Source organism: Streptomyces canus (assembly GCF_041435015.1).
GTDB lineage: Bacteria > Actinomycetota > Actinomycetes > Streptomycetales > Streptomycetaceae > Streptomyces > Streptomyces canus_G.
Genome location: NZ_CP107989.1, coordinates 4539095 through 4564853, shown reverse-complemented (window position 1 = coordinate 4564853; position 25759 = coordinate 4539095). Strand labels below are relative to the sequence as shown.

Genomic DNA, 25759 nt, shown 5'->3' with positions numbered 1-25759 from the left:
GGTGCGCGGGGTCGGGGTCGGGTGCGGGTTCGGCGGGGGCGGGCGTTGTGCGGAGTTCCCCGCGCCCCTGAGTGCCTGCGGCGGTGGGTGGGTCGGTGCCGGACGCCGGCCGCTGCGGGCGGACACCCCCCCACCCCGTCCCCTCGCCGCCGTACGCGGCTGCGGCCCGTTGTGGCGTGGGTGGTTGCAACTCCCCAGGGGCGCGGGGAACTGCGCGACCAGCCCCCACCGGCGCGCGGCCGCACGACCACCCGACCTGGCACCCCCGTAGGCGCCGCCTCCGACGAGGCGTCGGCAAAGGGGGGCCCGGGGCGGGCGTAGCTTAGGTGTATGACGACGTACGGATCCTTTCCCGGCACGCGGCCCCGGCGGCTGCGGACCAACCCCGTCATGCGCCGCATGGTTGCCGAGACCCGGCTGCACCCCGCCGACTTCATCCTCCCGGCGTTCGTGCTGGAAGGGGCGAGTGAGCCGGTGCCGATCTCGGCGATGCCCGGGGTCGTGCAGCACTCGCGGGACAGTCTGAAGAAGGCGGCAGCGGAGGCCGTGGCGGCAGGCGTGTCCGGGATCATGCTCTTCGGGGTGCCGGAGGAGTCGAAGAAGGACGCTCTCGGGACGCCGGGCACCGATCCCGACGGGATTCTGCAGGTCGCCATCCGGGACGTACGGGCCGAGGTCGGGGACGACCTGCTCGTGATGTCCGATGTGTGTCTCGACGAGACCATCGATCACGGGCACTGCGGGGTGCTCGACGCGCAGGGGCGTGTCGACAATGACGCCACCCTCGAGCGGTACGCCGAGATGGCCCAGGTCCAGGCCGACGCCGGCGCCCATGTCGTGGGGCCCAGCGGGATGATGGACGGGCAGGTCGGGGTCATCCGGGACGCGCTCGACCAGATCGGGCGGGAGGACGTGGCCATCCTGGCGTACACGGCCAAGTACGCCTCCGCGTTCTACGGTCCGTTCCGGGAGGCCGTCGCCTCCTCGTTGCAGGGGGACCGCAAGACGTATCAGCAGGATCCCGCCAACGCGCGGGAGTCCCTGCGCGAGCTCGCCCTCGATCTGGAGGAGGGTGCCGACATGGTGATGGTCAAGCCGGCCGGGCCCTACCTCGACATCCTCGCGCGGGTCGCGGACGCCGTCGACGTGCCCGTCGCCGCGTACCAGATCTCCGGTGAGTACTCGATGATCGAGGCCGCCGCCGAGAAGGGCTGGATCGACCGGGACCGGGCGATCCTCGAGACGCTGACCGGAATCAAGCGGGCCGGGGCGCAGAACATCCTCACCTACTGGGCGACCGAGGTGGCTCAGAAGCTCGGCTGACGAAGCCGCCGGAGGGCGTGTTGCGGCAACGGTTCGAGCTCGGTCCGGATACGGGCGGAGCTCGTTCCGGCCAACGTCCGGATAACAACGCCCACTTCGCTCGGTGATCTTCTGGTGTTGTGTCCGTAATGCGCATCCGGATGTGGTGGATTTGTCGGGCTGTGTCGAGCCTTCGGCTTGATGGACTCCTTACATCCGCCGAATTGACGAGTTCCCGACATCCTCCATATCTTCTGCGCCTGGCCTGATCCATTCGGAACGGTTCCGAGCGGCGATCTATGGGGGGACACCACCATGAGCTGGTTCATCGAGGTTCTCAAGAAGTACGCGGTCTTCAGTGGGCGTGCGCGCCGCAAGGAATACTGGATGTTCGCGCTGTTCGCCGGGATCATCTACGTCCTGTTCCTCGTCATCGGCCTCGCCACCAAGCAGTCGTGGATCACGTTCATCCCCTACCTCGCCTTCCTGCTGCCCGGCCTTGCCGTCACCGCGCGCCGTCTGCACGACACGGGCCGCAGCGGCTGGTGGATCCTGTTCAGCTTCGTTCCGCTCGTCGGCGGCATCACCCTGTTCGTCTTCTCGGTGCTGGACAGCGAGCCGGGCGACAACAAGTACGGCCCGAACCCGAAGGCCTTCGCCCCCGCGCACGTGTGATGCCGTAGCTCTGCTTCGAAGGCCGCCCGGTCAGTGCCGGGCGGCCTTCTGGTTTTCCCAAGGGCTCACCGCGGCCGCCTTGTTCGTGGCCGGGCCCTCGTCGCGTACGCCCTGGCCGTCTTTGCAGCCCGTGAGGGTGGTGAGGGAGAGGAGGGCGAGGGCGAGTGCGGTGAGCAGGCGGGGGGTGTGGGGTCGGGTGGGCATGGGATCAGGCTGCGGGGCAGCGGCGACGTTCGCCAGCCTTGGCGGGGAATTCGGGACGGCCTTGCGTCGGGAACCGCGCTGACCTGCGGAGATGTGGCTTCCCGAGTCCCTGTCGTGGGATGCGGGACGGGGCATATCGGGCGCCGGGCACCATCAAGTCGCCCGGGGAGTTAGGTTCTTGACGATCGCGGTGGTTGTCCGTCGAAGGACCGACACATTCACAGGGGAGACGCCCATGTCCGGTGACGCGCTGAGTCAGGACCCGGCCGAGCTGGCCAGGAGGATCGACACCACCAAGGCCCATCCGGCCCGCGTCTACGACGTCTTCCTCGGCGGCAAGGACAACTACCCCGCCGACCGTGAGGCGGCCGCCGCCGCGCTCGCCGCCAACCCCCGCGGCTACCTCGACGTACGCCACAACCGTGACTTCATGCGCCGGGCCGTCGACAGGCTGGCCGCGCGGGACGGGATCCGGCAGTTCCTCGACATCGGCACCGGGCTGCCCACCGCGGAGAACGTCCACACGATCGCCCAGCGGATCCGGCCCGACTCCCGGGTCGTGTACGTCGACAACGACCCGGTGGTGCTGGCGCATGCCCGCGCGCTGCTCACCAGCGGACCCGAGGGGCGTACGGACTACGTCGACGCCGACTTCAAGAGTCCCGCGCAGATCCTCGAACAGGCCGCCAAGACACTGGACTTCGACCAGCCGATCGCGCTGTGCCTGGTCGCGATCCTGCACTTCGTCGAGGACGACGAGGCCTATCCCATCGTGCGGGAGCTCGTGGAGGCCCTGCCCGCCGGCAGCCGGATCGTGCTCAGCCATCTGACCGACGAGCTGCATCCCGAGCCCACCCGCGCGGTCCAGCGGACCTACACCGAACGCGGGTTCACCTTCGTGTTCCGGTCCAGGCGGGAGGTGGAGCGGTTCTTCACCGACGTGCCGGGTGTCTCCCTGGACGAGCCCGGCGTGGTGCCCGCGCATCAGTGGCACCCGGGGCCCGCACCCGAGCCGCCGGCCATCGACGCCGAGGACTTCGAGTCCCTCGACGACATCGAGAAGATCCGTTACCGCGACATCAACGACGTCACGGACGACGACATCAACGTCTACGGGGCGACCGGCACCAAGGCGTGAGCGGGTGCGTGACGTCCGTATCGCGGAAAGGTGCTTGTAGGCGGCATTCATTTGCTTAGGCTGCGCTGGACCCAGTCGTCGCAGTCCGCAGTCCGCAGGTGAAGGAGCCGTGCCATGACGGTGCCCATGATCGCTTCCGTGCCGCCGCTCGCCGCCCGGGCCCGGGCGGTCGGTGGGTCGCCCGTACGGGACATCCTCGCCGTCACCGCCCGCCCCGAGGTCATCAACTTCGCGGGCGGGCTGCCGGCGCCCGAACTGTTCGACGCCGAGGGGATCGCGGCCGCCTTCCGCGCGGTCCTGGAGGAGATGCCCGAGCGGGCGCTCCAGTACTCGACCACCGAGGGCGAGCCCGTGCTGCGGGCGGCCCTCGCGGCGCGGATGTCGGTTCGGGGGCTGGTCACGGAGGCGGACGATCTCCTCGTCACCACCGGGTCGCAGCAGGCGCTGTCGCTGCTCGCCACCGCGCTCCTTGAGCCCGGGGACACCGTCCTCGTCGAAAGTCCCTGTTATCTGGCGGCACTTCAGGCCTTCGGGCTCGCCGGTGCCCGGGTGGTGGCCGTGCCGGGGGACGGGGAGGGTCCGGATCCGGTCGCGCTGGAGGAGCTGGTGGTGAAGGAGCGGCCCAAGCTGCTCTACACCGTGCCCACCTTCCAGAACCCGACCGGACGGACCATGTCCGCGGAGCGCCGGGCCGCCGTCGCGTCCGTGGCCGCGCGGCGCGGGCTGTGGATCGTCGAGGACGACCCGTACGGCGAGCTCCGCTTCGAGGGCGAGCGGGTGCCGTGGATCGCCTCCCACAAGGAGGTCCGCGACCGGGTCGTGCTGCTCGGGTCCTTCTCCAAGGTCATGGCCCCCGGGCTGCGGCTCGGCTGGCTGCGGGCGCCCGGCGAGCTGCGGCGGGCCTGCGCGGTCGCCAAGCAGGCCGCCGATCTGCACACCCCGACCGTCAACCAGCTCGCCGCGGCACGGTACTTGGCCGACCGCGACCTCGACGCGCATGTGCGGCGCGTCGCCGGGGTCTACGGGGAGCGGCGGGACGCCATGCTGGCGGGGCTGGCCGACGCCCTGCCCGAGGGGTCGACCTGGACCCGGCCCGAGGGCGGCATGTTCCTCTGGGCGCGGCTTCCGGCGTCGTACGACACGACCGCGCTGCTTCCGCAGGTCGTGACGTGGGATGTGGCCTACGTCCCGGGGGCGCCCTTCTACGCCGGTGAGCCCGACCGCTCGACCCTGCGGCTGTGCTTCGTGACGCAGACGCCGCGGGAGATCGGGGAGGGGCTGCGGAGGCTGGGGGAGGGGTTGCGCGGCGGGGCGTGACTCGCCTCCTGCGCGAGTCACGCCCCATACGGCCGGTGTTCGGGTGGTCGTTCAGACGAAGGCGCTCTGTCCCGTGATCGCCTTGCCGACGATCAGGGTGTTCATCTCCCGGGTGCCCTCGAAGGAGTAGATCGCCTCGGCGTCGGTGAAGAAGCGGGCGATGTCGTAGTCCAGCACGATGCCGTTGCCGCCGAAGATCTCCCGGCTCCAGGCGACGACCTCCCGCATCCGCGAGGTGACGAACGCCTTGGCCAGCGACGAGTGTTCGTCGTGGAAGATCCCGGCGTCCTGGAGCCGGGCGAGCTGCACGAGCATGCCCCAGGAGGCGGTGATGTTGCCGAGGCTCTTCACGAGCAGGTCCTGCACCAGCTGGAACCGGGCGATCGGGCGGCCGAACTGCTTGCGCTCCTTGGCGTAGTCCAGGGCGAGTTCGTAGGCGCCGATCATCACGCCCAGCGCCTGCCAGGCGACCCCGCCGCGGGTGGCGCGCAGGATCTCGGCGACATCGCGGAAGGAGTCGATGTTCTGGAGGCGGTTCGCCTCCGGGACGCGGACGTCGGTCAGGGTGATCTCGGCGTTCTCCACGATCCGGAAGGCGATCTTGCCCTCGATCCTCGTCGGTTCGAAGCCGGGAGTGTCCTTCTCGACCACGAATCCCTTGACGTGGTTGTCGCCGACGTCCCTCGCCCAGACGACGACGTAGTCGGCGAAGGTCGCGTTGCCGATCCACTTCTTGGCCCCGTTGAGGATCCAGCTGTCACCGTCGCGCTGGGCCGTGGTGCGCATGCCGCCCGCCACGTCGGAGCCGCCGAGCGGCTCGGTCATCGCGAACGCGCCGATCTTGTCCATCGCGGCCATCCCGGGCAGCCAGCGGTCCCGCTGCTCCTGGTCGCCGCCGGAGTGGACGGAGTACATCGCCAGTCCGTTGTGGACGCCGAAGAACGTGGCCACCGAGGCGTCGGTGCGGCTCATCTCCATCGCCATCATGCCGGTGAGCAGGTTGCTGACGGCGGGGCGGTGCTCGCCGTAGCCCTCGTAGGGGAGGCCCGCCAGGCCGCTCTCGCGGAAGATGCCGATCAGTTCCCGGGGGAAGGTGCCGTTGCCCCAGTTCTCGTTCACCAGCGGCTTGACCTCGTCGCGCATGAGGGTGCGGGCCTTGAGGAGGAGCTTGCGCTCCTCGTCGGGCAGCAGGGCCTCGTAGCCGTAGAAGTCGGAGATCAGCTGGTCTTCGAGGGGCTGCACGGTGGTGGTCATCTCAGTTCTCCTCCTTGTGGGAGTTGTCCAGTGCGGCCAGGACGGCCAGTTGCCTGCGGTCGCGCGTCTCGGTGAGTTCCGAGTACGTGGAGGAGCCGTAAGCGTCTTCTACGGCCGTGATGAGCCGTTCCTTCTCCTCGGGGGTCTGGGACGGGGTGCCGAGGGTCGCCCACACCTGTCCCATCGAGGCTCCGATGTGCTCGACGATGTGCCGGTAGCCGCCGGGGCCGCCGCCCAGGTGGGAGCCGAGGAACGGGCCCACCGTCGACCAGCGGATGCCGAGGGAGTTCGTCATCACCTTGTCGAGGTCCTCGGGGGTCACCACGCCCTGCTCGACGAGGTAGATCGCCTCGCGGTTGAGGGCGTTCTGGAGGCGGTTGCCGACGAAGCCGGGGATCTCCTTGCGCTCGACGACCGGGGTGCGGCCGAGGAGGGTGTAGAAGTTCACCGCGGCCTGGACGGCGTCCTCGGTGGTGCGTTCGCCGGGGACGACCTCGACCAGGGGGATCAGGTGCGGGGGGTTGAAGGGGTGGCCGATGAGGATCCGGCCGGCGTCCTCCCGGACCAGGTCCGTGGTGAAGTCGGTCGAGGGGATCGCCGAGGACGAGCTCAGCAGGAGTGCGTGCTGCGGCGCTTCGCGGACCAGGGTGGCGAACAGGTCCTTCTTGAACTCGACCCGCTCCGGGCCGTTCTCCTGGACCACGTCCGCGTCCCGGACCGCCTCCGTCACGTCGGCCGCGAGGTGGACCCGGTCGGCGAGACCCCCGACGTCCAGGCCCCGGGCCGCGAGGTGCGGGGCGAAGTCGGCCAGGGCCGCGTCGACGGCTTCGGCGAGGTCGGGGCGGGGGTCGGTCACGTGGACGGTGAGGCCGTGGGCGGCGAAGAGGGTCGTCCAGGAGAGTCCGATGGTGCCGGCGCCGATCACGGCGGCCGTACGAAAGTCGTGTGTCACGACGCTGCTCCTTCGAGGTAGTCGAAGACCGGCTTGACCGGGGCGAGCGTCAGGTCGGTGAGGATGTGGCTCGCGGAGACGATCTCCAGGACCGGCAGGTCGGCCAGGGGGGCGAGGACGTGCTGGAAGAGCTGGAGCCTCGCGGGACCGGTGTAGGCCCACTTGACCTCGATGTCGGTGATCTCGGTGCGGACGAGTTCCTGCACCCGGGGCGAACCGTCGTAGCCGGGGATCGTCTTGAGCATGAAGGTCGGCACGGTGATCTGTGCCTCGGCCTCGCGGCGGTCGAGCTCGTGGTGCTTGTAGCCCATGGTCGCGGTGGCGACCCGGAGCGAGCCGTGGTCGAGGGTGCCGACCAAGGTGCCGTGGTCGAGGCAGAGGCTTGGTGCGGCGATCGTCTTCGGGTACGCGCTGACCTCGCGCCCCGACGCGGTCGCCGGGAAGTTGTCGAGGTACATGGCGTGCAGGTACTCGCCGCGTTCGCCGTCGAGGGTCACCGGGATCGCCTGGCCGGCCTCGGTGTAGGGGCCGTAGCCGCTGACGTCGCCCATCTTCATGACCTCGAACCGGACCAACGGCTCGTCGATCCGCAGGGGTTCGGGGACCACGGCGCGCAGCGCGTCGGCGTCGGTGCGGTAGACGATGTTGAGGTACTCGCGGTCGGTGAACCTCGGGACCACCGGCGGGAACGCCGGGCCGGTCAGCGGAGTGATCACGTGCTGCCGTACGTCGTCGATCCTCATGTCACTTGCCCGTCCACTGCGGGGCGCGGCGCTCGGCGAAGGCGGTCATTCCCTCGCGGACGTCGGCCGAGGCCGTCAGGCCGGCCATTTCCTTGCGCTGTACCGCGAAGGCGTCGGCCTCGGGCACACCGTGGGCGGCGCGCACGATCTGCTTGACCGCGGCCAGCGCGAGCGGGGCGTTCAGCGTGAGCTGCTCGGCGAGTCGCAGGGCAACGGCGGTGGCCTCGCCCGGGGCGGTGACCCGGTTGGCCAGGCCCAGTTCGGCGGCCCGGCGGCCGTCGACGGGTTCGCCGGTCAGCAGGAACTCCATCGCCAGGTGGTGCGGGATGCGCTGCGGCAGTCGGATCACTCCGCCGCCCGCGGCGATCAGGCCGCGCTTGACCTCGGGCAGGCCGAATCGCGCGTCCTCGGCGGCGACGATCAGGTCGCAGCCCAGGGCCAGTTCGAAGCCGCCGCCCATCGCCCAGCCCTCGACGGCGGCGATCAGAGGCTTCGTCAGTTCGGTCTCGGTGAGGCCGCCGAAACCGCGGCCCTCGATCTCGGGGGACTCGCCGCGCAGGGCGGCCTTGAGGTCCATGCCGGCGCTGAAGGTGCCCTCCGCGCCGGTCAGGACGCCGACGCGGAGGTCGGGGTCGGCTTCCAGTCGGTCCAGGGCGGCGGCGAGGCCGGCGGCGACGGCGGCGTTCACGGCGTTGCGGGCCTGCGGGCGGTCGATCGTGATCAGCAGGGTGGAGTCGAGCTGTTCGGTGCGGACTTCGGGGGTGCTCATGGATTGCTTCTTTCTTCGCCGGCTGTGCACGCGGGCTTTCTGCGCGGGCTCAGCGAGCGGCTTCGAGTTCGGCGAGGACGGCCGCGGTGTCCTGGCCCGCGACGGGGGCGAGGCGGCGGATCGAGCCGGGGGTGGCGGAGAACTGCACCGGGATGCCCACGGTGCGGATCGCGCCCTCGGTCGGGTGCTCGACGGTGTCGAGGAGGTGGCCGCCGCGGACGTAGTCGTCCTCGTGCGCGCGGTCCAGCTCCAGGACCGGGGCCATCGGGATGCTGTGCTTGGAGCACACCTCGGTCCACTCGGCGGTGGTCAGCGCCGGGGCGCACGCGTCGATCAGCGCGGCCAGGGCCTCGTGGTCGGCGCCGTCGATGGCCTCGCCGTTGACGCGCGGGTCGGCGGCCAGGTCGGGACGGCCCGCGGCGGCGAAGAAGTCCCGGAAGTTCTGCGGGTTGTAGGGGATCACACAGGCGAGACCGTCCTTGGTACGGACGGCTCGGTGGCCCTTCGTCATCGACAGCGGGAAGCCCGTGGTGCCCTGTGCCGGCTCGTAGACGTGCCCCGAGAGGTGCTCGACCAGGTTGAAGGCGATCAGCGTGTCCGTCATCGGGATCTCGACGCGCTGGCCCTGCCCGGTGCCGTTCCGGTGCAGCAGCGCGGCGAGCACGCTGTAGGCGATGGTCAGCGAGGAGACCTTGTCGCCGAGGATGGTCGGCAGGTAGACCGGCTCGCCCAGGGCGCGGTGGGCGATGTCGACGAGCCCGGAGGAGGCCTGCACGGTCTCGTCGTAGGCGGCGTCGCCGGCCCGGTCGGAGTCGCTGCGGAAACCCTGGGCGTGCGCGTAGACCAGGCCGGGGTTGCGCCGGGCGAGGTCGTCGTAGGTCATGCCGAGGCGGCTGAGCGCGTGCGGGCGCATGTTGGTGATGAACACGTCCGCGGTGTCGATCAGTTCGAGGGCCCGGTCGCGCTCGGCGGCGTCCTTGAGGTTGAGCGCGACGCTGCGCTTGTTGCGGTTGACGTTGAGGTTCAGCGGGGTCATGCCGGGCGTGGTGCGGTACTGGCCGACGCGCACGGTGTCGGCGGGGGACTCGATCTTGATCACGTCGGCGCCGAGGTCACCGAGGATCTGGGCGGCGTACGGGCCCATCACGACGGTCGAGAGGTCGATTACGCGCACACCGTCCAGGGGGCCGGTGGGGGTGTTGGTGTCCGTCATCGTTCGTCCTTTCGCACCTTGCTTCGTTGCTCTGATAACGAAGCTAGTGAGGACGGAGGAGAAACGGAATGATCAAGCTGTGAAGGGCGGTATGACCACAGTGGTCATACCGTTGTGGCCGCTAGATCTGGATCGGCTCACTGAAGATCTCGCGCACTGCGGTGACAAGTTCCTCCAGGTCACCGCAGTCGCCGCGGTCGCGGTTCCACAGGAGGGCGGTCTCCAGGCGGGGGTGGAAGTCCGTGAAGGGGAGGACGGTCACATTCTCTATTCCGTAACCGTGCATGGGACTTTTCTCGTCGAGCATGGAAATGGAAAAAGCCAGCCCTGAGGAAATCACTTCGGAGGCCGCACCGAATCCCGCGTGAGTGATTTTGATGCGCTTCTTCACCCCGAGTTCCGACAGCTGACGGTCGAGCTGGTCGAAATACGCGGGAGTGATGTCGGGGGAGGCGGCGTAGGGGAGGCCGGTGAGCTCGGCCAGCGCGATGGCCTCCCGGCCGGCGAACCGGTCCGCCGGTACGACCGCGCCGAGCCGCTCCGACATCACCGTCAGCTGCTCCAGCTGTTCCAGCGCGGGGCCGGTGACCGGGAGCCGGGCCAGTGTCAGCGCGAGGCGGCCGTCGCGCACCGCGGTGACCAGATCTGCGGTGGCACCGGGCCAGCGCTTGATCTCGAACCGCTCCCGCACCCGCTCGGCGAGGGCGTTGACCAGGTCGCGCAGGTCGGGGTGGACGCCCTCGGGCATGCCGAGGAACACGGTGCTGCGCTGCGGCCGCCTGGCCTCGGCCAGCCGCCAGGGGATCGAGTTGACCTGTTCCAGTACGTCCTGGGCGATCGGCAGCAGCGCGGTGCCGGCCGGAGTGAGCCGGACATGGTGGGTGCTGCGGTCGAAGAGGCGGTGCCCGACCTCATGCTCCAGGTCCTTGATCCGTTTGCTCAACGGGGGCGTCGACATGTGCAGTCTGCGAGCCGCGGCGGTGAAGTTCAGTTCCTCGGCGACGGCGACGAAATAGCGCAGGTGCAGCATTTCCACGGCGCCAACCCTAACGGCCGGGCTGACGGCAGCGTGGAGAGATGGAGAGCTTGGAGCACGGCTGCTGCCCCGGCTGAGTCCCGTCAGTCCCACCAGATCAGTCCCACCAGAACGACCAGACCCGCTGCCCCAGCACCGCGTGCTCGGCGTACGCGCGCAGGGTCTCGTGGTCCCCCTGGGTGATGGTGTCCGGGCAGAACGCGAAGTGCTCGGCGGCGACGGCCTCCGCCTCGTCCTTCGTCGTCGGCGGGGCGGCGACGGACAGCACCAGTTGGTCGAAGGTGAGCGCGACCACGCGTATGCCGAAGCGGTCCTCCCAGGAGCGGAGGACCGCGCTGATCCGCGCGGTGTCGCCCTCGAAGTTCATCGGTCCCGTCCAGCCGATGGCCGCCGGGATGTCCGCGCTGCGACGGGCCGGGACCAGGGCGAGGCGCGGCTCCTTGAACCACGAGCCCTCGTCGAGGAGCGCGTCGGCCGTCTCGGCGGCCCGGCGGTCCGGGTCGATGCGCAGGGACGCGGGGGCCAGGGCGATGCCGGGCCACGCCTCGTCGTAGGGGGCGATCGTCTCGTCGAGGTCGTCGGGCTCCTCGATCACGTACGCCCAGTACTCCGCCAGCAGTTCCTCGGGGTCGTGGTCCCCGGGGTACGACATCTCCCCGGGCATCAACTCCCACTCGTCCGGCCCGCCCTGACTGCCGCCGACCTCTATCAGCACCGGCAGCAGGCCCGTTCGCGCGGCCGGGGCGCCCAGTGCGGTCCAGGCGCCGGAGGACGCGGCGTACTCGGCATGCCACAGCAACGGCTCGTGCCAGGGGCCGTCGTCGGTCTCGTCGATCAGTCTCCCGAGGGGGAGCCCGAGTCCGAGCGAACGGCCGCTCGGGTCTGCCGCCAGGGTGGGCAGCGGGTTGGGAAGAGTCGCCATGTCAGTGACTGTAGGGGGAGCCACTGACAATGGCGGACGGCGCTACTTGAGACCGGTGGTGAAGGCGGTCCAGGTGGTGGGCGTTACCCGGAGGGTGGGCTCGGGGTTCTTGGAGTCGCGGACGTGGATGGTGTGCGGGGAGGCGGCTACCTCGACGCACTGGCCGCCTTCACTGCCGCTGTACGTCGACTTGAACCAGTGAAGTGCTTCGGCGCTCATCGCTCTCCTAGCAGGCGGTCGAGCAGGTCCCTCGAGTCCTGTGTGGTCAGGGCCTGTGTCCGCAGCATCGCATATTTGCGCGCCAGCTTGGACACCTCGTCCGCGTCGGAAACCCACTGGCTGCCGCGTTGCGACTCGGTGTACGCGAGGTGCTGGTGGTCCGGTGTTTCGAGAAGGGTGAACGGGCCGTCCAGGCCCGCGTGGTACGGACTGTCCAACGGCAAGAACTGGAGGGACACACAGGGCAGTTCAGCGATCACCCGAAGATGGCGCAGTTGTTCCGTGCCGCTGATCTTCATGTGCAGCACCGGCTCCCACACGATGAAGCTCAGCGTGGGCGGGTTCCTGCGGTGCAGGATCTCCTGACGTTCCAGACGGGCCGCCGTACGTGTCTCGATCTCGCTCTCGTCGTATGCGGGAACGCGGTTGCGGAGTACGGCTCGGACGTACGGGTCGGTCTGGAGCAGGCCGGGCAGGACCGCGTTGTCGTACCAGGAGAGGGAGATGGCCTCCCGCTCATGCTCCATGTACAGCTCGGCCCACATCGGGAACTGGTCGATGTCCGGCAGGTTGGCCACGCCCGCCGCCAACATCCCCTTCGTCTCCAGGACTTCGTCCAGCAGCGTGGCCAGGTCCGGTTTCAGCGTCCGCCTGCCCTGCTCGATCGACGCGATGGTCTCCTCGTCGACGCGGACCAGGTCGGCGAGGGCGGTCTGGGTGTGGCCCGCGGCGCGGCGGGCGGTGCCGAGTTGTTTGCCCAGCATCTTCATGGACGTGAGGTTCTTCGGCCGCGGCGGCTTCCTGGCGCTCATGACGGTCTCCCTCCCCCTCGGGGCGCGTACGTCACCGGGTGCGAGCCCGTACAAAAAATCTGTACGGGTTCACCGAGTGATCCACGGTAGTCACTCTCCGCAACTCTCGTCCCGTGAACGAGACGACCCAACTACCGCTCCTGCGCGAGAGGTTCTTCCGCCGCGAACGCCGATCCGCGCAGGCCGCACGCCGCTTCACGGCCGAGGCCCTGGCCGGCTGGGGCCTCGCGGAGACCGCGCGGGCGGACGACGTACTGCTCTGCGTGAGCGAGCTGGTGACCAACGCGCTGCTGCACGGCGTACCGCCCGGGCGCCAGTTGAGGCTGTTTCTGCGGTACGACGTGAGCGCGCTGGTCGTCGAGGTGCACGACAGCGGGGGCGGGGTGCCGCATGTCGTGCACGACGGGGACGAGGGCGGGCGGGGGCTGCTGCTCGTCTCCGCGCTGAGCGACAAGTGGGGAGTGCGGGAGCGGGAGCTGGGCAAGGCGGTGTGGTGCGAGTTCGGGCTGCCGTAAAAGCGCGCGGCCACACCGCCTACGGGACGGTCAGAGCTTCTCGGGCGTCCTGATCCCCAGCAGCGCCATCCCCTGGTGCAGGGTGCGGGCGGTCAGGTCGCACAGGAGCAGACGGTTCTCCGCGATGTCCTTCGGCGGTGCCGGTTTGATCACCGGGCACTTGTCGTAGAACGACGTGAACAGCGAGGCCAGCTGGTAGAGGTACGCCGCCAGCTTGTGCGGGGCGTACTCCGCGGCCGCCTCGAAGACCGTGCTGCCGAACGCGTCCAGGTGCAGGCCCAACGCCCGCTCCGCGTCCGCCAGTTCGAGCTCCGGGTGGGCGGTCGGCCGTACCTCTCCCGCCTTGCGGAGGATCGACTGGATACGGGCGTACGCGTACTGGAGGTACACGGACGTGTCGCCGTTCAGCGAGACCATCTGGTCCAGGTCGAACTTGTAGTCCCGGTTGGGGGACGTGGACAGGTCGGCGTACTTCACCGCGCCGATGCCCACCTGTGCAGCCCGCTCCTGGATCTCGTCCTCGGTGAGGTCCTTGGCCTTCTCCCGTACGACCTCGGCCGCCCGCTGCACCGCCTCGTCCAGCAGGTCCTCCAGCTTGACGGTCTCGCCCTCACGGGTCTTGAACGGCTTGCCGTCCGCGCCGAGCACCGTGCCGTAGCCCATGTTGTGCGCGGTGACACCGTCGGAGAGCCAGCCTGCCCGGCGGGCCGCTTCGAAGACCATCTTGAAGTGGAGCGACTGGCGTACGTCCACGACGTACAGCAGTGTCGTCGCGTGCAGGTCGGTGACCCGGTTGCGGATCGCCGTCAGGTCGGAGGCCGCGTAGCCGAAGCCGCCGTCCGCCTTCTGCACGATCAAAGGCACCGGCTGGTCGTCCTTGCCGCGGATCTCGTCGAAGAAGACGACCAGCGCGCCCTCGGAGCGGACCGCCACCCCCATCTCCTCCAGGAGGCGGGCGGTCTCGGGCATGCCCTCGTTGTACGCCGACTCGCCGACGATCTCCTCGTCACGGATCTCCATGTCCAGCTTCGCGAAGACCGAGTAGAAGTAGACCTTCGACTCGTCCACGAACTGCTGCCAGAGTTCGAGGGTCTCCTTGTCGCCGGACTGCAGGGCCACGACCCGCTTCCGCGCCCGCTCCTTGAACTCCTCGTCGGAGTCGAAGACCACACGGGACGCCTTGTACACCCGGTTCAGGTTCGACATGGCCTGCTCGCCGTCGACCTCGTCCGGGGGGGCCAGCTCGCCCGGGTTCTCGATCAGGTACTGGATGAGCATGCCGAACTGGGTGCCCCAGTCGCCGATGTGGTGCCGGCCGATCGTCTTCTCACCGGTGAAGTCGAGCATGCCGCGCAGGGCGTCGCCGATCACCGCGGAGCGCAGGTGCCCGACGTGCATCTCCTTCGCCACGTTCGGCTGGGCGTAGTCGATCACCGTGGTGCCGGGCTCGTCCTTGAGCGGTACGCCGAGACGGTCGCCGTCCTCATAACGCGCGGCCAGGGTCTCGGTGATCGCCCGGTCCGTGATCGTGACGTTCAGGAAGCCGGGGCCGGAGACCTCGATGTCCTTGATCACGTCGCCCGACGCGACCTTCGCCACGACCTGCGTCGCCAGCTCCCTCGGGTTCGCCTTCGCCTTCTTGGCGAGCGCCAGGATGCCGTTCGCCTGGAAGTCGGCCCGGTCGCTACGTCGCAGCAGTGGGTCCGCGGAGGCCTCCGGCAGGGTGGCGGAGATCGCGGAGCTGAGCTGCTGGTTGACGGAGTCGCTGAGGGACGTGACCGGGGCCATGGGAGTGGGTGCCGTTCTCCTCGGGGGATCAGATAGACACGGTCAGTATCCCATGGGGGGTAAAGCGGTTTTCTCCGGCGCGGGGCGGTCTGGGAGAATGGGGCGTCCATCAACCTTCAGTACTTCAGTAAAAGAGGACGTGCCGATCGTGGCTCAGAGCACCGAGACCACCGACTGGGTCTCCCGTTTCGCGGATGAGGTCATCGAGGAGTCGGAGCGTCGGGCCCCCGGCAAACCCGTGGTCGTCGCCTCTGGGCTCTCCCCGTCCGGCCCCATTCACCTGGGGAACCTCCGCGAGGTCATGACCCCCCACCTCGTCGCCGACGAGATCCGGCGCCGCGGCCACCAGGTGCGGCACCTCATCTCCTGGGACGACTACGACCGGTACCGCAAGGTGCCGGCGGGCGTCGCGGGCGTCGACGAGTCGTGGGGCGAGCACATCGGCAAGCCGCTGACCTCCGTGCCCGCGCCCAAGGGGTCCGCACACCCGAACTGGGCCGAGCACTTCAAGGCCGCCATGATCGACGCGCTGGCCGAGCTCGGCGTCGAGTTCGACGGGATCAGCCAGACCGCTCAGTACACCTCGGGCGTCTACCGCGAGCAGATCCTGCACGCCATGGCGCACCGCGGGGACATCGACGCGATCCTCGACCAGTACCGGACCAAGAAGGCCCCGGCCAAGAAGCAGCAGAAGCCGGTGGACGAGGCCGAGGTCGAGGCCGCCGAGGGGTCCGGCGCGGCCGCCGAGGACGACGGGTCCTCCGGGTCCGCCGGATACTTCCCGTACAAGCCCTACTGCGGCAACTGCGAGAAGGACCTCACCACCGTCACGTCCTACGACGACGCCACGACCGAGCTGTCGTACACCTGCAACGCCTGCGGGTTCTCCGAGACCGTCCGGCTGAACGAGTTCAATCGCGGCAAGCTCGTCTGGAAGGTCGACTGGCCGATGCGGTGGGCCTACGAGGGCGTCGTCTTCGAGCCCTCCGGCGTCGACCACTCGTCGCCCGGCTCCTCCTTCCAGGTCGGCGGGCAGATCGTCGGGATCTTCGGCGGGAAGCAGCCGATCGGGCCGATGTACGCCTTCGTCGGCATCTCCGGCATGGCCAAGATGTCGTCCTCCCGGGGCGGGGTGCCCACGCCGGGTGACGCGCTGAAGATCATGGAGCCGCAGCTCCTGCGGTGGCTCTACGCCCGCCGCAGGCCCAACCAGTCCTTCAAGATCGCCTTCGACCAGGAGATCCAGCGGCTCTACGACGAGTGGGACAAGCTGGACGCCAAGGTCACCGAGGGGGCCGCCCTGCCGGCCGACGTCGCCGCGCACTCCCGCGCGGTGCGGACCGCCGGTGGTGAGCTGCCCCGGACGGCGCGCGTACTGCCGTACCGGACGCTCGCGTCCGTCGCCGACATCACCGCGGGCCACGAGGACCAGGCGCTGCGGATCCTCAGCGAACTGGACCCCGACAACCCGCTGTCGACACTGGACGAGGCCCGCCCCCGGTACGACAAGGCCGAGGCCTGGATCAACACGCAGGTGCCCGCCGACCAGCGGACCATCGTGCGCGGCGAGCCCGACGCCGAGCTGCTGAAGTCCCTCGACGAGGCCTCCCAGCAGTCGCTACGACTGCTGCTGGACGGGCTGGCCTCGCACTGGTCCCTCGACGGGCTCACGCACCTCGTGTACGGCGTGCCCAAGGTGCAGGCCGGGTTCCCCGCGGACGCCACCCCCAAGGAACTGCCGGCCGAGATCAAGACCTCCCAGCGGGCGTTCTTCGCCCTGCTCTACCAGCTGCTGGTCTCCCGGGACACCGGGCCCCGGCTGCCCACCCTCCTGCTGGCCGTGGGGCAGGAGCGGGTCCGGGCGCTGCTCGGCGAGTAGACGGTACGGCGAAGGGGCCCTCGTTTCGGCGAGGGCCCCTTCGCTATGCGATGTGGTCGTCCGCTATGCGATGTGGTCTTCCTGGAGTTCCGCCGTGTGGCGGTTCGTGAAGCGGTTGACCATGCGCTCGGCCTCGCGCTGTGGGAGCACGACGCCGTACGTCGCCTCCACGTCTCCCCTGAGCTGGCCCGGGGAGGGGTAGCTGCCGTCGATCGACTTCTTGAAGACCTGGTAGAAGTCCTCTTCGGTCGGCTCCGGAGTACCGCCGCCCTCGCCCAGTTCACGGGTACGGCCATGGGTCACCGGGATCGGGAAGCTGCCGGTCTCCTCCATCGAGGGCTCCCTGGGGGGCTCCTCGTACTGGATCTGCTGCAACTCGTACTGCTCTGCCTCGAGTTGTTCCTCGTACCAGCTCTCGTACTGCTCAGCAGGGTCGTAGTTGGGGTTGTAGCCGCCCTGGTACTGGATCTGCTGGGGGGCTTCGAACCAGGGGCTCGACTCGGGGTCGGGCGCGGTGTCGGCCCGCGACGGCTGCGGGTTGCCGTTCAGCTCCAGGCGCTGCTCGCCCGGAGCCGCCACCCGCTGCGGCTCGGCAGCCGCCCCGGCGCCACCCCTGCCCGCGACCTCCTGGGGCGCCGGCGGGAGCAGGGCCGGTTCGATACCCGCCGCTGCCAGGCCCGCCGGAGCCGTCTCCGCCAGGGGGACGCCGTAGCGGGCCAGACGCAACGGCATCAGGGACTCCACCGGCGCCTTCCTGCGCCAGGCCCGGCCGAAGCGGGAGTGAAGACGGGCCTGGTAGACCAGCCGGTCCTGTTCGAGCTTGATGACCTGCTCGTAGGAGCGCAGCTCCCACAGCTTCATACGGCGCCAGAGGAGAAACGTGGGGATGGGGGACAGGAGCCACCGGGTGAGGCGGACCCCCTCCATGTGCTTGTCCGCCGTGATGTCCGCGATCCGGCCGATCGCGTGACGGGCCGCCTCCACCGACACCACGAACAGGATCGGGATCACCGCGTGCATACCCACACCCAGCGGATCCGGCCAGGCCGCCGCGCCGTTGAAGGCGATCGTCGCGGCCGTCAGGAGCCACGCCGTCTGACGCAGCAGCGGGAACGGGATCCGGATCCACGTCAGAAGCAGGTCCAGGGCCAGCAGGACGCAGATACCCGCGTCGATGCCGATCGGAAAGACGTAACTGAAGTTCCCGAAGCCCTTTTGGATGGCGAGCTCACGGACGGCCGCGTACGACCCCGCGAAGCCGATGCCGGCGATGATCACGGCGCCGAACACGACCACGCCTATGAGAATGCGGTGCATTCGAGTCAGCTGCATGGGCGCGGACACCCGTACTCCCCTCCCTGTGCGTGTTGTTGCGCGCAACAGAGTGGCACATGTGTGCTGCGCACGGGTGACCGGTACGTACCGTCAGTTCTTCTTCAGCTCGTCTTCGCGGCCGACTTGGACGGGGATGCCGACTTCGACGCCGACTTCGACGGGGACGCGGACGGCGAAGCGGACTTCGACGGGGCCTTCGAACCCGAGGCGGACTCCGACGGGGCCGGGTTCGCAGCGCCCTCGCCGTTCGCCGCCGACACCGCGCTCACCGTCTCCTTCGCGGCCTGCCCCGCGAGCTTCCCGAGGGTCTCCGCACTCGGCGCCTTGTCACCGGCGAGACCCGCGCCGTTGTAGTCGACGGTGACCACGACGTTCTCCACGCGCGTGACGACCGTCTGCTGCTTGAAGGAGCCTTCCTTCTTCTTCAGGTCGTAACGCACCAGCGTCGCCGCGTCACCCGTGCCCGCAACCGCCTGCGACTTGGTGTTCTTCGCACCGGCCACCGACTTGGCGTCCTGGATCTGCTGGTCGTAGTACTTCTGCGCCTGCGCCTCGCCCGTACCCCGCGAGGTGTCCGACTCGAAGCGGAGCAACGAGACGTTGAGCCAGCGGAACTGCGAGCCCTTCACGCCGTTGTTGTCCAGGCTGCTCCAGGAGCAACTGCCGCGCGTACCCGCCTCCGCCGTGCCCTTCTTGCCGGACTTCGAAGCCTCCGGGACGAGCGACTTCAGCGTCTTCTTCGACAACACCCCGCACGCCTCGGGAAGCGAGTTGTACGCCGCCGCCTGCACCGTGGGAGCCGCACTCTCGGACGCCGACACCGTCGCACCGGCGCCCGCGGCCTTGTCGCCACCGCTGCCGGAGCCGGAGTCGCCGGAGCCGGAGTCGGAGGAGCAGCCAGAGGCGATCAGCATCACGGGGACTGCGGCCGCGCAGACAAGGACGCGATGAAGACGCTTCGCTCGCTGGGCACCCTGGTCACGCTCTGCTCGTCGCTGCATGGTTCCTTCACTCATGACGCTTGTGGTTCCTGCCGTCGGATCGGGTCCGAGGGGCCACGGTACGCGGTGAGGATGCCGTGCGGTCCAGCTTCGAATGCTTTGTGCGCGCGGGTGAGGGGTGTGTGGAGAGCGCTCAGCCGGACAGCGACCCGGCCAGCTGAGAGGCCAGTTTCCGGGCGTTGTCCTGCATTTCCTTGCTGTCCGGGGTGACGCCGATCGTCGTCGGTTGCTCCTCGTACTCGATGGTCACGATCACGTTGGACGTGCGGAACGCCACAGTCACCTTGCGCTGCTGAGCCGTCGAACCCGAGTTGCTCAACGCGTCGTCCAGGAACGCCTCGTCGCCCAGATCGTCCAGAACGCGGGGCTGGAGATCGGACGGAGTGGCCGAGGCCGAACCGCTCGGACTCGCGGAACCGCTCGGGGTGGCCGAGGGGGAGGCCGTCGGACCGGCGGTGCCGCTCTCCTCCACGTCCGACGCGGCACTGGACGTCGCCGCCACCGGCAGATCGGCCTTCTCCTCGGTCTGCGAGAAGAGCTGCTCCGCCTGACTGTCGTCGCTGACCGCGTTGTCGTACGACACCACACGCTCGAAGTCGACCGACAGGTACTCCGTGGCGTCCGTGGCCTCCACCTTCCAACGGCAGCCGACCTTGCGGTCCGTGTCATAGGTGAGTGAGGCCTGGCCCTCGTAGGCCTTCGTGCGCTGATCCTGGTCGGCGATCTGCTGGATGCCGGGCAGGAGCGCGTCGAGGGTGCTCTGGCCGACCACGCCGCACGCCTCGGGGAGAGTGCGGTACTTGCCGGGCTGCGCGGCGGGGGAGGCGGTGCCGGTGTCGCCGGGATTGGCGTCGTCCGTCGGGCCGTCGCCGCCCGAACTGCCGGTGCAGCCGGCCAACACCGCCGCGAGGAGGGCGGCGACGCCGGATACATAGGCCTTCCGCTGCACGGTGGGGCTCCTCTCGGAATGTCTCCGACTCGTGGGGATCTCAGTGTCCCCGCAGGTTATTCGCTTGCCGCAACTGGGTGCGCCCTGGAGACAATGTGTATCGCACGCACTGCCGTGGACGCCGGTCCGTCATCCCATTCGTCGACCTTGGCACCGGTTTTGCGCTTCAAGACTTCTGCTTGCTTTCCGGGGGAATGAGGACGATATGTCGTACGTGGAGATGCCGGGCGCCAAGGTCCCGATCCGTATGTGGACCGACCCGGCGACGGTCGAGGACGTGGCCCTGCAGCAGTTGCGCAACGTCGCGACCCTGCCGTGGATCAAGGGCCTCGCGGTGATGCCGGACGTCCATTACGGCAAGGGCGCGACGGTCGGGTCCGTGATCGCCATGCAGGGCGCGGTGTGCCCGGCGGCGGTGGGCGTGGACATCGGCTGCGGGATGTCGGCGGTGAAGACGTCTCTGACGGCGAACGATCTGCCGGGGGATCTGTCCCGGCTGCGGTCGAAGATCGAGCAGGCGATTCCGGTGGGGCGGGGGATGCATGACAGTCCCGTTGAGCCGGGGCGGTTCCATGGGTTGGCGACTGCTGGGTGGGACGACTTCTGGGGGCGGTTCGATGGGGTGGCGGATGCGGTGAAGTTTCGTGGGGAGCGGGCGGCGAAGCAGATGGGGACGCTTGGATCCGGGAATCACTTTGTTGAGGTATGCACCGATACAGAGGGTTCTGTCTGGCTGATGCTGCATTCCGGTTCCCGGAACATCGGCAAGGAACTCGCCGAGTTCCACATCGGCGTGGCCCAGAAGCTTCCGCACAACCAGGGTCTGGTCGACCACGACCTCGCCGTCTTCATCGCGCAGACGCCGCAGATGGCGGCGTACCGAAACGACCTCTTCTGGGCGCAGGAGTACGCCAAGTACAACCGCACGATCATGATGGCGCTCCTCAAGGACGTCGTCCGCAAGGAGTTCAAGAAGGCGAAGCCGACCTTCGAGGCGGAGATCAGCGCACACCACAACTACGTTGCCGAGGAGCGTTACGACGGGATGGACCTGCTCGTGACCCGCAAGGGCGCGATCCGGGCCGGTTCCGGCGAGTTCGGCATCATCCCGGGGTCCATGGGCACGGGGTCGTACATCGTGAAGGGCCTCGGCAACGAGAAGGCCTTCAACTCGGCCTCGCACGGCGCGGGTCGGCGCATGAGCCGCAACGCGGCCAAGCGGCGGTTCTCGACGCGCGACCTGGAGGAGCAGACGCGGGGCGTGGAGTGCCGTAAGGACTCCGGCGTCGTGGACGAGATTCCGGGTGCCTACAAGTCGATCGACCAGGTCATCGACCAGCAGCGGGACTTGGTGGAGGTCGTGGCGAAGCTGAAGCAGGTCGTGTGCGTGAAGGGGTGAGAGCTGCCGCTCACTTCGGGGCGTGCATCACCGCGTAGATCATGACGAAGGCCACGATGTGGATGCCGAAGAGGAAGTAGGCGAGCCACCACCACATCTGGCGTTCGTCGTGGGGGTCCTTCTTGTCCTTCTCGGGCCGGGTCACAGGTCCCTGTGGACCTTTGTGTTGGACGCCTGGGCGCGGGGGCGCAGGACCAGGAGGTCGACGTTGACGTGGCTGGGGCGGGTCACCGCCCAGGTGATGGTGTCGGCCACGTCGTCGGCGGTGAGGGGTTCCGCGACGCCCTCGTAGACCTTCGCCGCCTTCGTCTCGTCGCCGGCGAAGCGGGTCAGGGCGAACTCGTCGGTCCTGACCATGCCGGGCGCGATCTCGATCACGCGGATGGGGCGGCCGACGATCTCAAGGCGGAGGGTCTCCGCCAGGACGTGGGCGCCGTGCTTGGCGGCGACATAGCCGGCGCCGCCCTCGTAGGTGCCGTGGCCCGCCGTGGAGGAGACGACGACGACCGTGCCGTCGCCGCTCGCGTCGAGCTTGGGGAGCAGGGCCTGGGTGACGTTGAGGGCGCCGATGACGTTCGTCTCGTACATCGAGCGCCGGTCGGCGGGATCGCCGGTGGCGACCGGGTCGGCGCCGAGGGCTCCGCCGGCGTTGTTCACGAGCACGCCGACCGTCTTGAAGGCGGTGGCGAACTCGTCGACCGCGGCCCGGTCCGTCACGTCCAGCTGGTAGGCCGTCGCCTGGTGGCCCGCCGCGTTGATCTCCTCCGCCAGCGCCTCGATGCGGTCCTTGCGGCGGGCGGTCAGCACCACGCGGTAGCCGGCCGCGGCGAGCTGCCGTGCGGTCGCCGCGCCGATTCCGCTGCTCGCCCCGGTGACGATCGCGATCCGGGACGCGGGGGACGGGGCGGCGGATGCCATGGCTGCTCCTCGGGCGTGCGTGGGTACGGGCTCCCGCCAGGATAGGTCGGCCGCGGTCCGACGCTCCGGGCGGTCCGGATCGCGGGCCGGTGCGAAGATTGAGGTGGGTGATCCCCTGACATACGGAGGTGGATCATGGGAGAAGCGCGTGAGGTCATGGACCGGCTCACCGATGCGCTCACCACGCACTCGGACCTGAAGGTCATCGGCGAGCTGTATGCGGAGGACGCCGTCGCCCAGACCCCCGACGAGGGGGAGATCCGCGGTCGCGACAACATCGTCGAGTACTGGCGGCAGATGACGGACGCGGTGCCCGAGGCCACGTTCGAGTCGCTGCACGCCTATGAGGCCGGGGACACGGCCATCGACGAGGGCGTCTTCAGCGGACGCAACACCGGGCCGATCCAGCTGCCCACCGGGGAGACGCTCCCGGCGACGCAGAAGGAGGTCAGGATCCGTGGGGTGGACATCGCCACGGTGAAGGACGGGCGGATCGTGGACTACCGGCTCTACTTCGACGAGATGGAGTTCCTGGGGCAGTTGGGGCTGCTGCCCGACGACGAGACGTCGTGAGTACGGCCGCTCAGTCGCCCCGCGGGGCGTACATGATGACCGCCATGCCCGCGAGGCAGATCAGGGCGCCCGTGATGTCCCAGCGGTCCGGGCGGTAGCCGTCCGCCGCCATGCCCCACAGGATCGAGCCGGCCACGAAGATGCCGCCGTACGCGGCGAGGATGCGGCCGAAGTGGGCGTCGGGCTGGAAGGTGGCGACGAAACCGTAGGCGCCGAGGGCGAGGATGCCGCCCGTGGTCCACATCCAGCCCCGGTGCTCCCGTACGCCCTGCCAGACCAGCCAGGCTCCGCCGATCTCGAAGAGGGCGGCGACGACGAAGAGGGCGGCGGAGCGGGCTACGAGCATGGGGATCAGCCTCGCATGCCCGTCCGCCGGCACCGGTGTCACCTGATGGAGGGCGCCTGCCGGCTGCCGTACGTGGGATACATCCCTGCGACCACGGCGGCCGGCCGTCGGCAGTGAGGAGTGGTGGCATGCGGGTGCTTGCGGTGTGGGGTGCGGGGGTTGCGGTTGGTGCGGTGGTGCTGGGTGGGGGTACGGCTCTCGCCGCTGCCGTGCCCGAGGCGGATCTGGCGTATCACGGGGCCGCGTCCATGGCCGGGGGGCGGGTGGACGTGCGGTTCACGCCGCGTAATCACGGACCTGCCGCCGTGCCGGACGCGATCGTACGGCTGCGCTGGTCGGAGCCCATCGTGGAGGGTCAGACCCTGCCCGAGGGGTGTGCGCGGTCGGCGGCGCGGGTGGTGCTGTGCCGGGTGGGGGCGCTGGCGGCGGACGGGGTGGGGAAGCGGGTCGAGATGTGGGTGCGGTTGCGGGGGGTGCCGTCGGAGGTGCTGCTGGAGATCGACACGGTGTGGAACGGCGGGACGGTGGACCGGAACCGGGAGAACGACCGGCAGCGGGTGCTGGTGCTCGACAGCGGGGACGCGTACTACTTCTGACCCGCCGCGAACCGCCACAGTCCGGCGCCCCTGAGCGGGGCACCCCGTCCGGGAATCAGTCGGTCGAGGTGTCGTAGCGCTCTCTCGCCTCGTGGACTTCCTCGATGTGCGTCTCCGCCCAGGCCTTCACCGCGGTCAGCAGGCCGGCCAGGCTGCGGCCGAGGGCGCTGAGTTCGTAGTCCACGCGGACGGGGACGGAGGGGGTGACCGCGCGGGTGAGGATGCCGTCGCGTTCGAGGGCGCGCAGGGTCTGGGTGAGCATCTTGGGGCTGACGCCGGCGATCTTGCGGCTGAGGTCGCTGTAGCGCATGGGGCCGGTGGAGAGGGCCGCGACGACGAGGCTGACCCACTTGTCGCTGAGGCGGTCCAGGAGCTGGTTGGTGGGGCAGCCCTTGATGAAGGCGTCGTACTCCACGCGTGCCTGTTCGCGCCGCTGGGCCGCCGTCATGGTCGGCATGGCTCACCTCCGGGGTATGTACGCACCTTCAGGTAACTACTTACTGATGGATAGTAACTCTTCCTAGGGTTGTTGCCAGCGACGGGGATACCGGAGCGAACAATGACCAATGGGGAGTTTTCCGTCATGCGTGCTGCTGTGGTGAGGACATTCGGCGGGCCCGAGGCCGTGGAAGTGGTGGAGAGCGAACTGCCCGAGCCGGGGGCCCGGCAGGTGCGGATCAAGGTCGCCGGTGCCGCGCTGAACCCGGTGGACCTGGGTGTCCGGGCCGGCTTCTTCGGCGGGGCGGGCAAGCCGGTCGGTCTCGGCTGGGATGTCGCGGGGACCGTGGACGCGGTGGGCGTTGCGACGGTGTGGAGCGTCGGGGACGAGGTGGTGGCGCTGCAGGCCGGGGTGGCGAAGACGCTGGGCACGCACGCCGAGTACGTCGTCGTGGACACGGACGCGGTGGCCAAGGCGCCGGTCACGGTCGACGCGGTGCACGCGGCGACGCTGCCGCTGAACGCGCTGACCGCCGTACAGGCCCTGGATCTGCTGGAGTTGACCGAGGGACAGTCTCTGCTGGTCACCGGTGCGGCGGGGGCGGTCGGCGGGTTCGCCGTCCAACTCGCCGCGCGCCAGGGGGTGTCGGTGACCGGGCTGGCCAGGGAGGGCGACGAGGAGTTCGTACGGTCCCTGGGAGCTGCGGAGTTCACGACCACCGTCGCGGCCGGGACCTTCGACGCCGTACTGGACGCGGCGGTGCTCGGGGAGGCGGCGCTGGAGCGGGTGCGGGACGGGGGTGCCTATGTCGGCGTACGGCCGGGGGCGCATCCCGGGTCGGTGCGCCGGGTGCGGACTACGGCCGTCGCGGTGAGCGCGGACGGGGCGCGCCTCGCCGAGCTGGTGGGGCTGGTGGACGAGGGGGCGCTGACGCTCCGGGTGGCCGAGACGTACGCCCTGGACTCGGTGTTCAAGGCGCACGCCCGGCTCGAGGAGGGCGGGGTGCGGGGGCGGCTGGTGCTGGTGCCGTAAGTGCCTGTCCGCCGGACGGGCCGGGCCACCGCCTCAGGTCAGGGCCAGGGCCGCGACCACCGGGGCCGCGTAGACCAGCGGGTACGGGATGTGTGTGTACCAGTGGGCGCGGGCCACGGTCACGGCGGCTCCGGTGAAGTAGACGACCAGGCCGATGCCGGCCGCGAGGCCGACGTACGGGACGAAGAGGCCGGCCAGGAGGCCTGCCGCCCCGGCGATCTTGGCCGCGCCGAGCAGGTTCCACCAGGCGCGCGGGACGCGGTAGTCGGTGAGGGCCTTGACGATCCAGTCGGCGCGGGTGAGGACGACGGTGCCGGAGTAGCCCGCCATGGCGGCGGCGAGCAGGGTGACGACGGTGTGGGCGACGGACATGAGGTGGCTCCTTCGAGCTCCGGGTCATCGGTTTCACGGGGTTGACCCGGGGCGGAGCGGG

At 69.5% G+C, this 25759-nt stretch carries 29 protein-coding genes; 10 read left to right on the top strand and 19 right to left on the bottom strand.

Annotated elements, in window-relative coordinates; genetic code table 11:
• Window positions 1–330 precede the first annotated feature (330 nt).
• Both hemB and OG841_RS20575 read left to right on the top strand, forming a co-directional pair.
• On the top strand, window positions 331–1323 hold the full coding sequence (gene hemB / locus OG841_RS20580) for a porphobilinogen synthase (protein WP_328640167.1): 993 nt from the start codon (window positions 331–333) through the stop codon (window positions 1321–1323).
• A gap of 294 nt (window positions 1324–1617) precedes the next feature.
• Window positions 1618–1977 (top strand): DUF805 domain-containing protein, encoded by a 360-nt coding sequence (locus tag OG841_RS20575; RefSeq protein WP_328640168.1) that lies wholly within the window; start codon window positions 1618–1620, stop codon window positions 1975–1977.
• A gap of 30 nt (window positions 1978–2007) precedes the next feature.
• Here OG841_RS20575 and OG841_RS20570 read toward each other — a convergent pair whose 3' ends face one another.
• The gene (locus OG841_RS20570) at window positions 2008–2181 is read right to left on the bottom strand and encodes a hypothetical protein (RefSeq protein ID WP_328640169.1); all 174 of its coding nucleotides are present in this window, start codon (window positions 2179–2181) and stop codon (window positions 2008–2010) included.
• A 235-nt stretch (window positions 2182–2416) separates the two neighbouring features.
• On the opposite strand from OG841_RS20570, the gene OG841_RS20565 reads away from it, so the two are divergent.
• Window positions 2417–3319 (top strand): SAM-dependent methyltransferase, encoded by a 903-nt coding sequence (locus tag OG841_RS20565; protein ID WP_328640170.1) that lies wholly within the window; start codon window positions 2417–2419, stop codon window positions 3317–3319.
• 114 nt (window positions 3320–3433) lie between these two features.
• Window positions 3434–4636, top strand: coding sequence for an aminotransferase-like domain-containing protein (locus OG841_RS20560; protein WP_371566434.1), 1203 nt, complete (start codon window positions 3434–3436; stop codon window positions 4634–4636).
• A gap of 51 nt (window positions 4637–4687) precedes the next feature.
• On the opposite strand, the gene OG841_RS20555 is transcribed toward OG841_RS20560, so the two are convergent.
• The 9 genes from OG841_RS20555 to OG841_RS20515 form a co-directional block, all read right to left on the bottom strand.
• Window positions 4688–5890, bottom strand: coding sequence for an acyl-CoA dehydrogenase family protein (locus OG841_RS20555; protein WP_371566432.1), 1203 nt, complete (start codon window positions 5888–5890; stop codon window positions 4688–4690).
• A gap of 1 nt (window position 5891) precedes the next feature.
• Window positions 5892–6842: a 3-hydroxyacyl-CoA dehydrogenase NAD-binding domain-containing protein gene (locus OG841_RS20550; RefSeq protein ID WP_371566430.1), complete on the bottom strand. Its 951-nt coding sequence runs from the start codon at window positions 6840–6842 to the stop codon at window positions 5892–5894.
• On the bottom strand, window positions 6839–7585 hold the full coding sequence (locus tag OG841_RS20545; protein ID WP_371566428.1) for an acetoacetate decarboxylase: 747 nt from the start codon (window positions 7583–7585) through the stop codon (window positions 6839–6841). The genes OG841_RS20550 and OG841_RS20545 overlap by 4 nt, the downstream gene beginning before the upstream one ends.
• A gap of 1 nt (window position 7586) precedes the next feature.
• Window positions 7587–8354, bottom strand: coding sequence for a crotonase/enoyl-CoA hydratase family protein (locus OG841_RS20540; RefSeq protein WP_328640175.1), 768 nt, complete (start codon window positions 8352–8354; stop codon window positions 7587–7589).
• 49 nt (window positions 8355–8403) lie between these two features.
• Complete coding sequence (locus tag OG841_RS20535) at window positions 8404–9567, bottom strand: CaiB/BaiF CoA transferase family protein (protein ID WP_328640176.1); 1164 nt, start codon at window positions 9565–9567, stop codon at window positions 8404–8406.
• Between the two features lie 121 nt (window positions 9568–9688).
• Entirely contained in the window at window positions 9689–10597 is a 909-nt protein-coding gene (locus OG841_RS20530) for a LysR family transcriptional regulator (RefSeq protein ID WP_328643618.1), read from the bottom strand.
• A gap of 103 nt (window positions 10598–10700) precedes the next feature.
• A complete protein-coding gene (locus OG841_RS20525; RefSeq protein ID WP_371566426.1) occupies window positions 10701–11525 on the bottom strand; it encodes a DUF4253 domain-containing protein in 825 nt (274 codons plus the stop codon).
• Window positions 11526–11567: 42 nt separating this feature from the next.
• Window positions 11568–11744, bottom strand: a complete 177-nt coding sequence (locus tag OG841_RS20520; protein WP_371566425.1) for a DUF397 domain-containing protein — start codon at window positions 11742–11744, stop codon at window positions 11568–11570.
• On the bottom strand, window positions 11741–12556 hold the full coding sequence (locus tag OG841_RS20515) for a helix-turn-helix domain-containing protein (RefSeq protein WP_371566423.1): 816 nt from the start codon (window positions 12554–12556) through the stop codon (window positions 11741–11743). Before OG841_RS20515 ends, OG841_RS20520 begins: the two co-directional genes overlap by 4 nt.
• A 113-nt stretch (window positions 12557–12669) precedes the next feature.
• Here OG841_RS20515 and OG841_RS20510 point away from each other — a divergent pair, with 113 nt between their 5' ends.
• Window positions 12670–13071, top strand: coding sequence for an ATP-binding protein (locus OG841_RS20510; RefSeq protein ID WP_328640180.1), 402 nt, complete (start codon window positions 12670–12672; stop codon window positions 13069–13071).
• 30 nt (window positions 13072–13101) lie between these two features.
• Here the strand turns inward: OG841_RS20510 and argS are convergent, their stop codons facing one another.
• Window positions 13102–14859, bottom strand: a complete 1758-nt coding sequence (argS, locus tag OG841_RS20505; RefSeq protein ID WP_328640181.1) for an arginine--tRNA ligase — start codon at window positions 14857–14859, stop codon at window positions 13102–13104.
• A gap of 139 nt (window positions 14860–14998) precedes the next feature.
• Here argS and lysS point away from each other — a divergent pair, with 139 nt between their 5' ends.
• Window positions 14999–16738, top strand: a complete 1740-nt coding sequence (gene lysS / locus OG841_RS20500; protein ID WP_328640182.1) for a lysine--tRNA ligase — start codon at window positions 14999–15001, stop codon at window positions 16736–16738.
• Window positions 16739–16801: 63 nt separating this feature from the next.
• Here the strand turns inward: lysS and OG841_RS20495 are convergent, their stop codons facing one another.
• The 3 genes from OG841_RS20495 to OG841_RS20485 all read right to left on the bottom strand — a co-directional run bounded on the left by OG841_RS20495 (window position 16802) and on the right by OG841_RS20485 (window position 20023).
• Window positions 16802–18070, bottom strand: a complete 1269-nt coding sequence (locus tag OG841_RS20495; protein ID WP_328640183.1) for a DUF2637 domain-containing protein — start codon at window positions 18068–18070, stop codon at window positions 16802–16804.
• Window positions 18071–18174: 104 nt separating this feature from the next.
• Window positions 18175–19089: a DUF3558 domain-containing protein gene (locus OG841_RS20490; RefSeq protein WP_328640184.1), complete on the bottom strand. Its 915-nt coding sequence runs from the start codon at window positions 19087–19089 to the stop codon at window positions 18175–18177.
• Between the two features lie 118 nt (window positions 19090–19207).
• Window positions 19208–20023: a DUF3558 domain-containing protein gene (locus OG841_RS20485; protein ID WP_328640185.1), complete on the bottom strand. Its 816-nt coding sequence runs from the start codon at window positions 20021–20023 to the stop codon at window positions 19208–19210.
• Between the two features lie 205 nt (window positions 20024–20228).
• Between OG841_RS20485 and OG841_RS20480 the strand changes: the two genes are divergently transcribed.
• Window positions 20229–21422: an RtcB family protein gene (locus OG841_RS20480; protein WP_328640186.1), complete on the top strand. Its 1194-nt coding sequence runs from the start codon at window positions 20229–20231 to the stop codon at window positions 21420–21422.
• Between the two features lie 10 nt (window positions 21423–21432).
• Here OG841_RS20480 and OG841_RS20475 read toward each other — a convergent pair whose 3' ends face one another.
• Both OG841_RS20475 and OG841_RS20470 read right to left on the bottom strand, forming a co-directional pair.
• Window positions 21433–21567, bottom strand: coding sequence for a hypothetical protein (locus OG841_RS20475; protein ID WP_256122878.1), 135 nt, complete (start codon window positions 21565–21567; stop codon window positions 21433–21435).
• Complete coding sequence (locus tag OG841_RS20470) at window positions 21564–22340, bottom strand: SDR family NAD(P)-dependent oxidoreductase (RefSeq protein WP_371566419.1); 777 nt, start codon at window positions 22338–22340, stop codon at window positions 21564–21566. The genes OG841_RS20475 and OG841_RS20470 overlap by 4 nt, the downstream gene beginning before the upstream one ends.
• A gap of 135 nt (window positions 22341–22475) precedes the next feature.
• Between OG841_RS20470 and OG841_RS20465 the strand changes: the two genes are divergently transcribed.
• A complete protein-coding gene (locus OG841_RS20465) occupies window positions 22476–22913 on the top strand; it encodes an ester cyclase (RefSeq protein ID WP_328640188.1) in 438 nt (145 codons plus the stop codon).
• Between the two features lie 10 nt (window positions 22914–22923).
• Here the strand turns inward: OG841_RS20465 and OG841_RS20460 are convergent, their stop codons facing one another.
• Window positions 22924–23259, bottom strand: coding sequence for a YnfA family protein (locus OG841_RS20460; protein ID WP_059205070.1), 336 nt, complete (start codon window positions 23257–23259; stop codon window positions 22924–22926).
• A gap of 128 nt (window positions 23260–23387) precedes the next feature.
• Here OG841_RS20460 and OG841_RS20455 point away from each other — a divergent pair, with 128 nt between their 5' ends.
• Window positions 23388–23855 (top strand): hypothetical protein, encoded by a 468-nt coding sequence (locus OG841_RS20455; protein WP_328640189.1) that lies wholly within the window; start codon window positions 23388–23390, stop codon window positions 23853–23855.
• A 55-nt stretch (window positions 23856–23910) separates the two neighbouring features.
• Here the strand turns inward: OG841_RS20455 and OG841_RS20450 are convergent, their stop codons facing one another.
• Complete coding sequence (locus OG841_RS20450; protein ID WP_328640190.1) at window positions 23911–24312, bottom strand: winged helix-turn-helix transcriptional regulator; 402 nt, start codon at window positions 24310–24312, stop codon at window positions 23911–23913.
• Window positions 24313–24438: 126 nt separating this feature from the next.
• Between OG841_RS20450 and OG841_RS20445 the strand changes: the two genes are divergently transcribed.
• Window positions 24439–25326, top strand: a complete 888-nt coding sequence (locus OG841_RS20445; RefSeq protein ID WP_328640191.1) for an NADP-dependent oxidoreductase — start codon at window positions 24439–24441, stop codon at window positions 25324–25326.
• Between the two features lie 33 nt (window positions 25327–25359).
• Here the strand turns inward: OG841_RS20445 and OG841_RS20440 are convergent, their stop codons facing one another.
• The gene (locus OG841_RS20440; protein ID WP_328640192.1) at window positions 25360–25698 is read right to left on the bottom strand and encodes a DoxX family protein; all 339 of its coding nucleotides are present in this window, start codon (window positions 25696–25698) and stop codon (window positions 25360–25362) included.
• Window positions 25699–25759: the final 61 nt, after the last annotated feature.

What these genes read in the sequence shown, in the direction of transcription:
- OG841_RS20470 (WP_371566419.1), bottom strand. Translation starts at nt 22,340, where the DNA reads ATGGCATCCGCCGCCCCGTCCCCCGCGTCCCGGATCGCGATCGTCACC.
- OG841_RS20525 (WP_371566426.1), bottom strand. Translation starts at nt 11,525, where the DNA reads ATGGCGACTCTTCCCAACCCGCTGCCCACCCTGGCGGCAGACCCGAGC.
- OG841_RS20535 (WP_328640176.1), bottom strand. Translation starts at nt 9,567, where the DNA reads ATGACGGACACCAACACCCCCACCGGCCCCCTGGACGGTGTGCGCGTA.
- OG841_RS20530 (WP_328643618.1), bottom strand. Translation starts at nt 10,597, where the DNA reads ATGCTGCACCTGCGCTATTTCGTCGCCGTCGCCGAGGAACTGAACTTC.
- OG841_RS20480 (WP_328640186.1), top strand. Translation starts at nt 20,229, where the DNA reads ATGTCGTACGTGGAGATGCCGGGCGCCAAGGTCCCGATCCGTATGTGG.
- OG841_RS20520 (WP_371566425.1), bottom strand. Translation starts at nt 11,744, where the DNA reads ATGAGCGCCGAAGCACTTCACTGGTTCAAGTCGACGTACAGCGGCAGT.
- OG841_RS20460 (WP_059205070.1), bottom strand. Translation starts at nt 23,259, where the DNA reads ATGCTCGTAGCCCGCTCCGCCGCCCTCTTCGTCGTCGCCGCCCTCTTC.
- OG841_RS20555 (WP_371566432.1), bottom strand. Translation starts at nt 5,890, where the DNA reads ATGACCACCACCGTGCAGCCCCTCGAAGACCAGCTGATCTCCGACTTC.
- OG841_RS20455 (WP_328640189.1), top strand. Translation starts at nt 23,388, where the DNA reads ATGCGGGTGCTTGCGGTGTGGGGTGCGGGGGTTGCGGTTGGTGCGGTG.
- OG841_RS20545 (WP_371566428.1), bottom strand. Translation starts at nt 7,585, where the DNA reads ATGAGGATCGACGACGTACGGCAGCACGTGATCACTCCGCTGACCGGC.
- OG841_RS20515 (WP_371566423.1), bottom strand. Translation starts at nt 12,556, where the DNA reads ATGAGCGCCAGGAAGCCGCCGCGGCCGAAGAACCTCACGTCCATGAAG.
- argS (WP_328640181.1), bottom strand. Translation starts at nt 14,859, where the DNA reads ATGGCCCCGGTCACGTCCCTCAGCGACTCCGTCAACCAGCAGCTCAGC.
- OG841_RS20560 (WP_371566434.1), top strand. Translation starts at nt 3,434, where the DNA reads ATGACGGTGCCCATGATCGCTTCCGTGCCGCCGCTCGCCGCCCGGGCC.
- OG841_RS20490 (WP_328640184.1), bottom strand. Translation starts at nt 19,089, where the DNA reads ATGAGTGAAGGAACCATGCAGCGACGAGCAGAGCGTGACCAGGGTGCC.
- OG841_RS20575 (WP_328640168.1), top strand. Translation starts at nt 1,618, where the DNA reads ATGAGCTGGTTCATCGAGGTTCTCAAGAAGTACGCGGTCTTCAGTGGG.
- OG841_RS20450 (WP_328640190.1), bottom strand. Translation starts at nt 24,312, where the DNA reads ATGCCGACCATGACGGCGGCCCAGCGGCGCGAACAGGCACGCGTGGAG.
- hemB (WP_328640167.1), top strand. Translation starts at nt 331, where the DNA reads ATGACGACGTACGGATCCTTTCCCGGCACGCGGCCCCGGCGGCTGCGG.
- OG841_RS20445 (WP_328640191.1), top strand. Translation starts at nt 24,439, where the DNA reads ATGCGTGCTGCTGTGGTGAGGACATTCGGCGGGCCCGAGGCCGTGGAA.
- OG841_RS20440 (WP_328640192.1), bottom strand. Translation starts at nt 25,698, where the DNA reads ATGTCCGTCGCCCACACCGTCGTCACCCTGCTCGCCGCCGCCATGGCG.
- OG841_RS20570 (WP_328640169.1), bottom strand. Translation starts at nt 2,181, where the DNA reads ATGCCCACCCGACCCCACACCCCCCGCCTGCTCACCGCACTCGCCCTC.
- OG841_RS20465 (WP_328640188.1), top strand. Translation starts at nt 22,476, where the DNA reads ATGGGAGAAGCGCGTGAGGTCATGGACCGGCTCACCGATGCGCTCACC.
- OG841_RS20495 (WP_328640183.1), bottom strand. Translation starts at nt 18,070, where the DNA reads ATGCAGCTGACTCGAATGCACCGCATTCTCATAGGCGTGGTCGTGTTC.
- OG841_RS20540 (WP_328640175.1), bottom strand. Translation starts at nt 8,354, where the DNA reads ATGAGCACCCCCGAAGTCCGCACCGAACAGCTCGACTCCACCCTGCTG.
- OG841_RS20565 (WP_328640170.1), top strand. Translation starts at nt 2,417, where the DNA reads ATGTCCGGTGACGCGCTGAGTCAGGACCCGGCCGAGCTGGCCAGGAGG.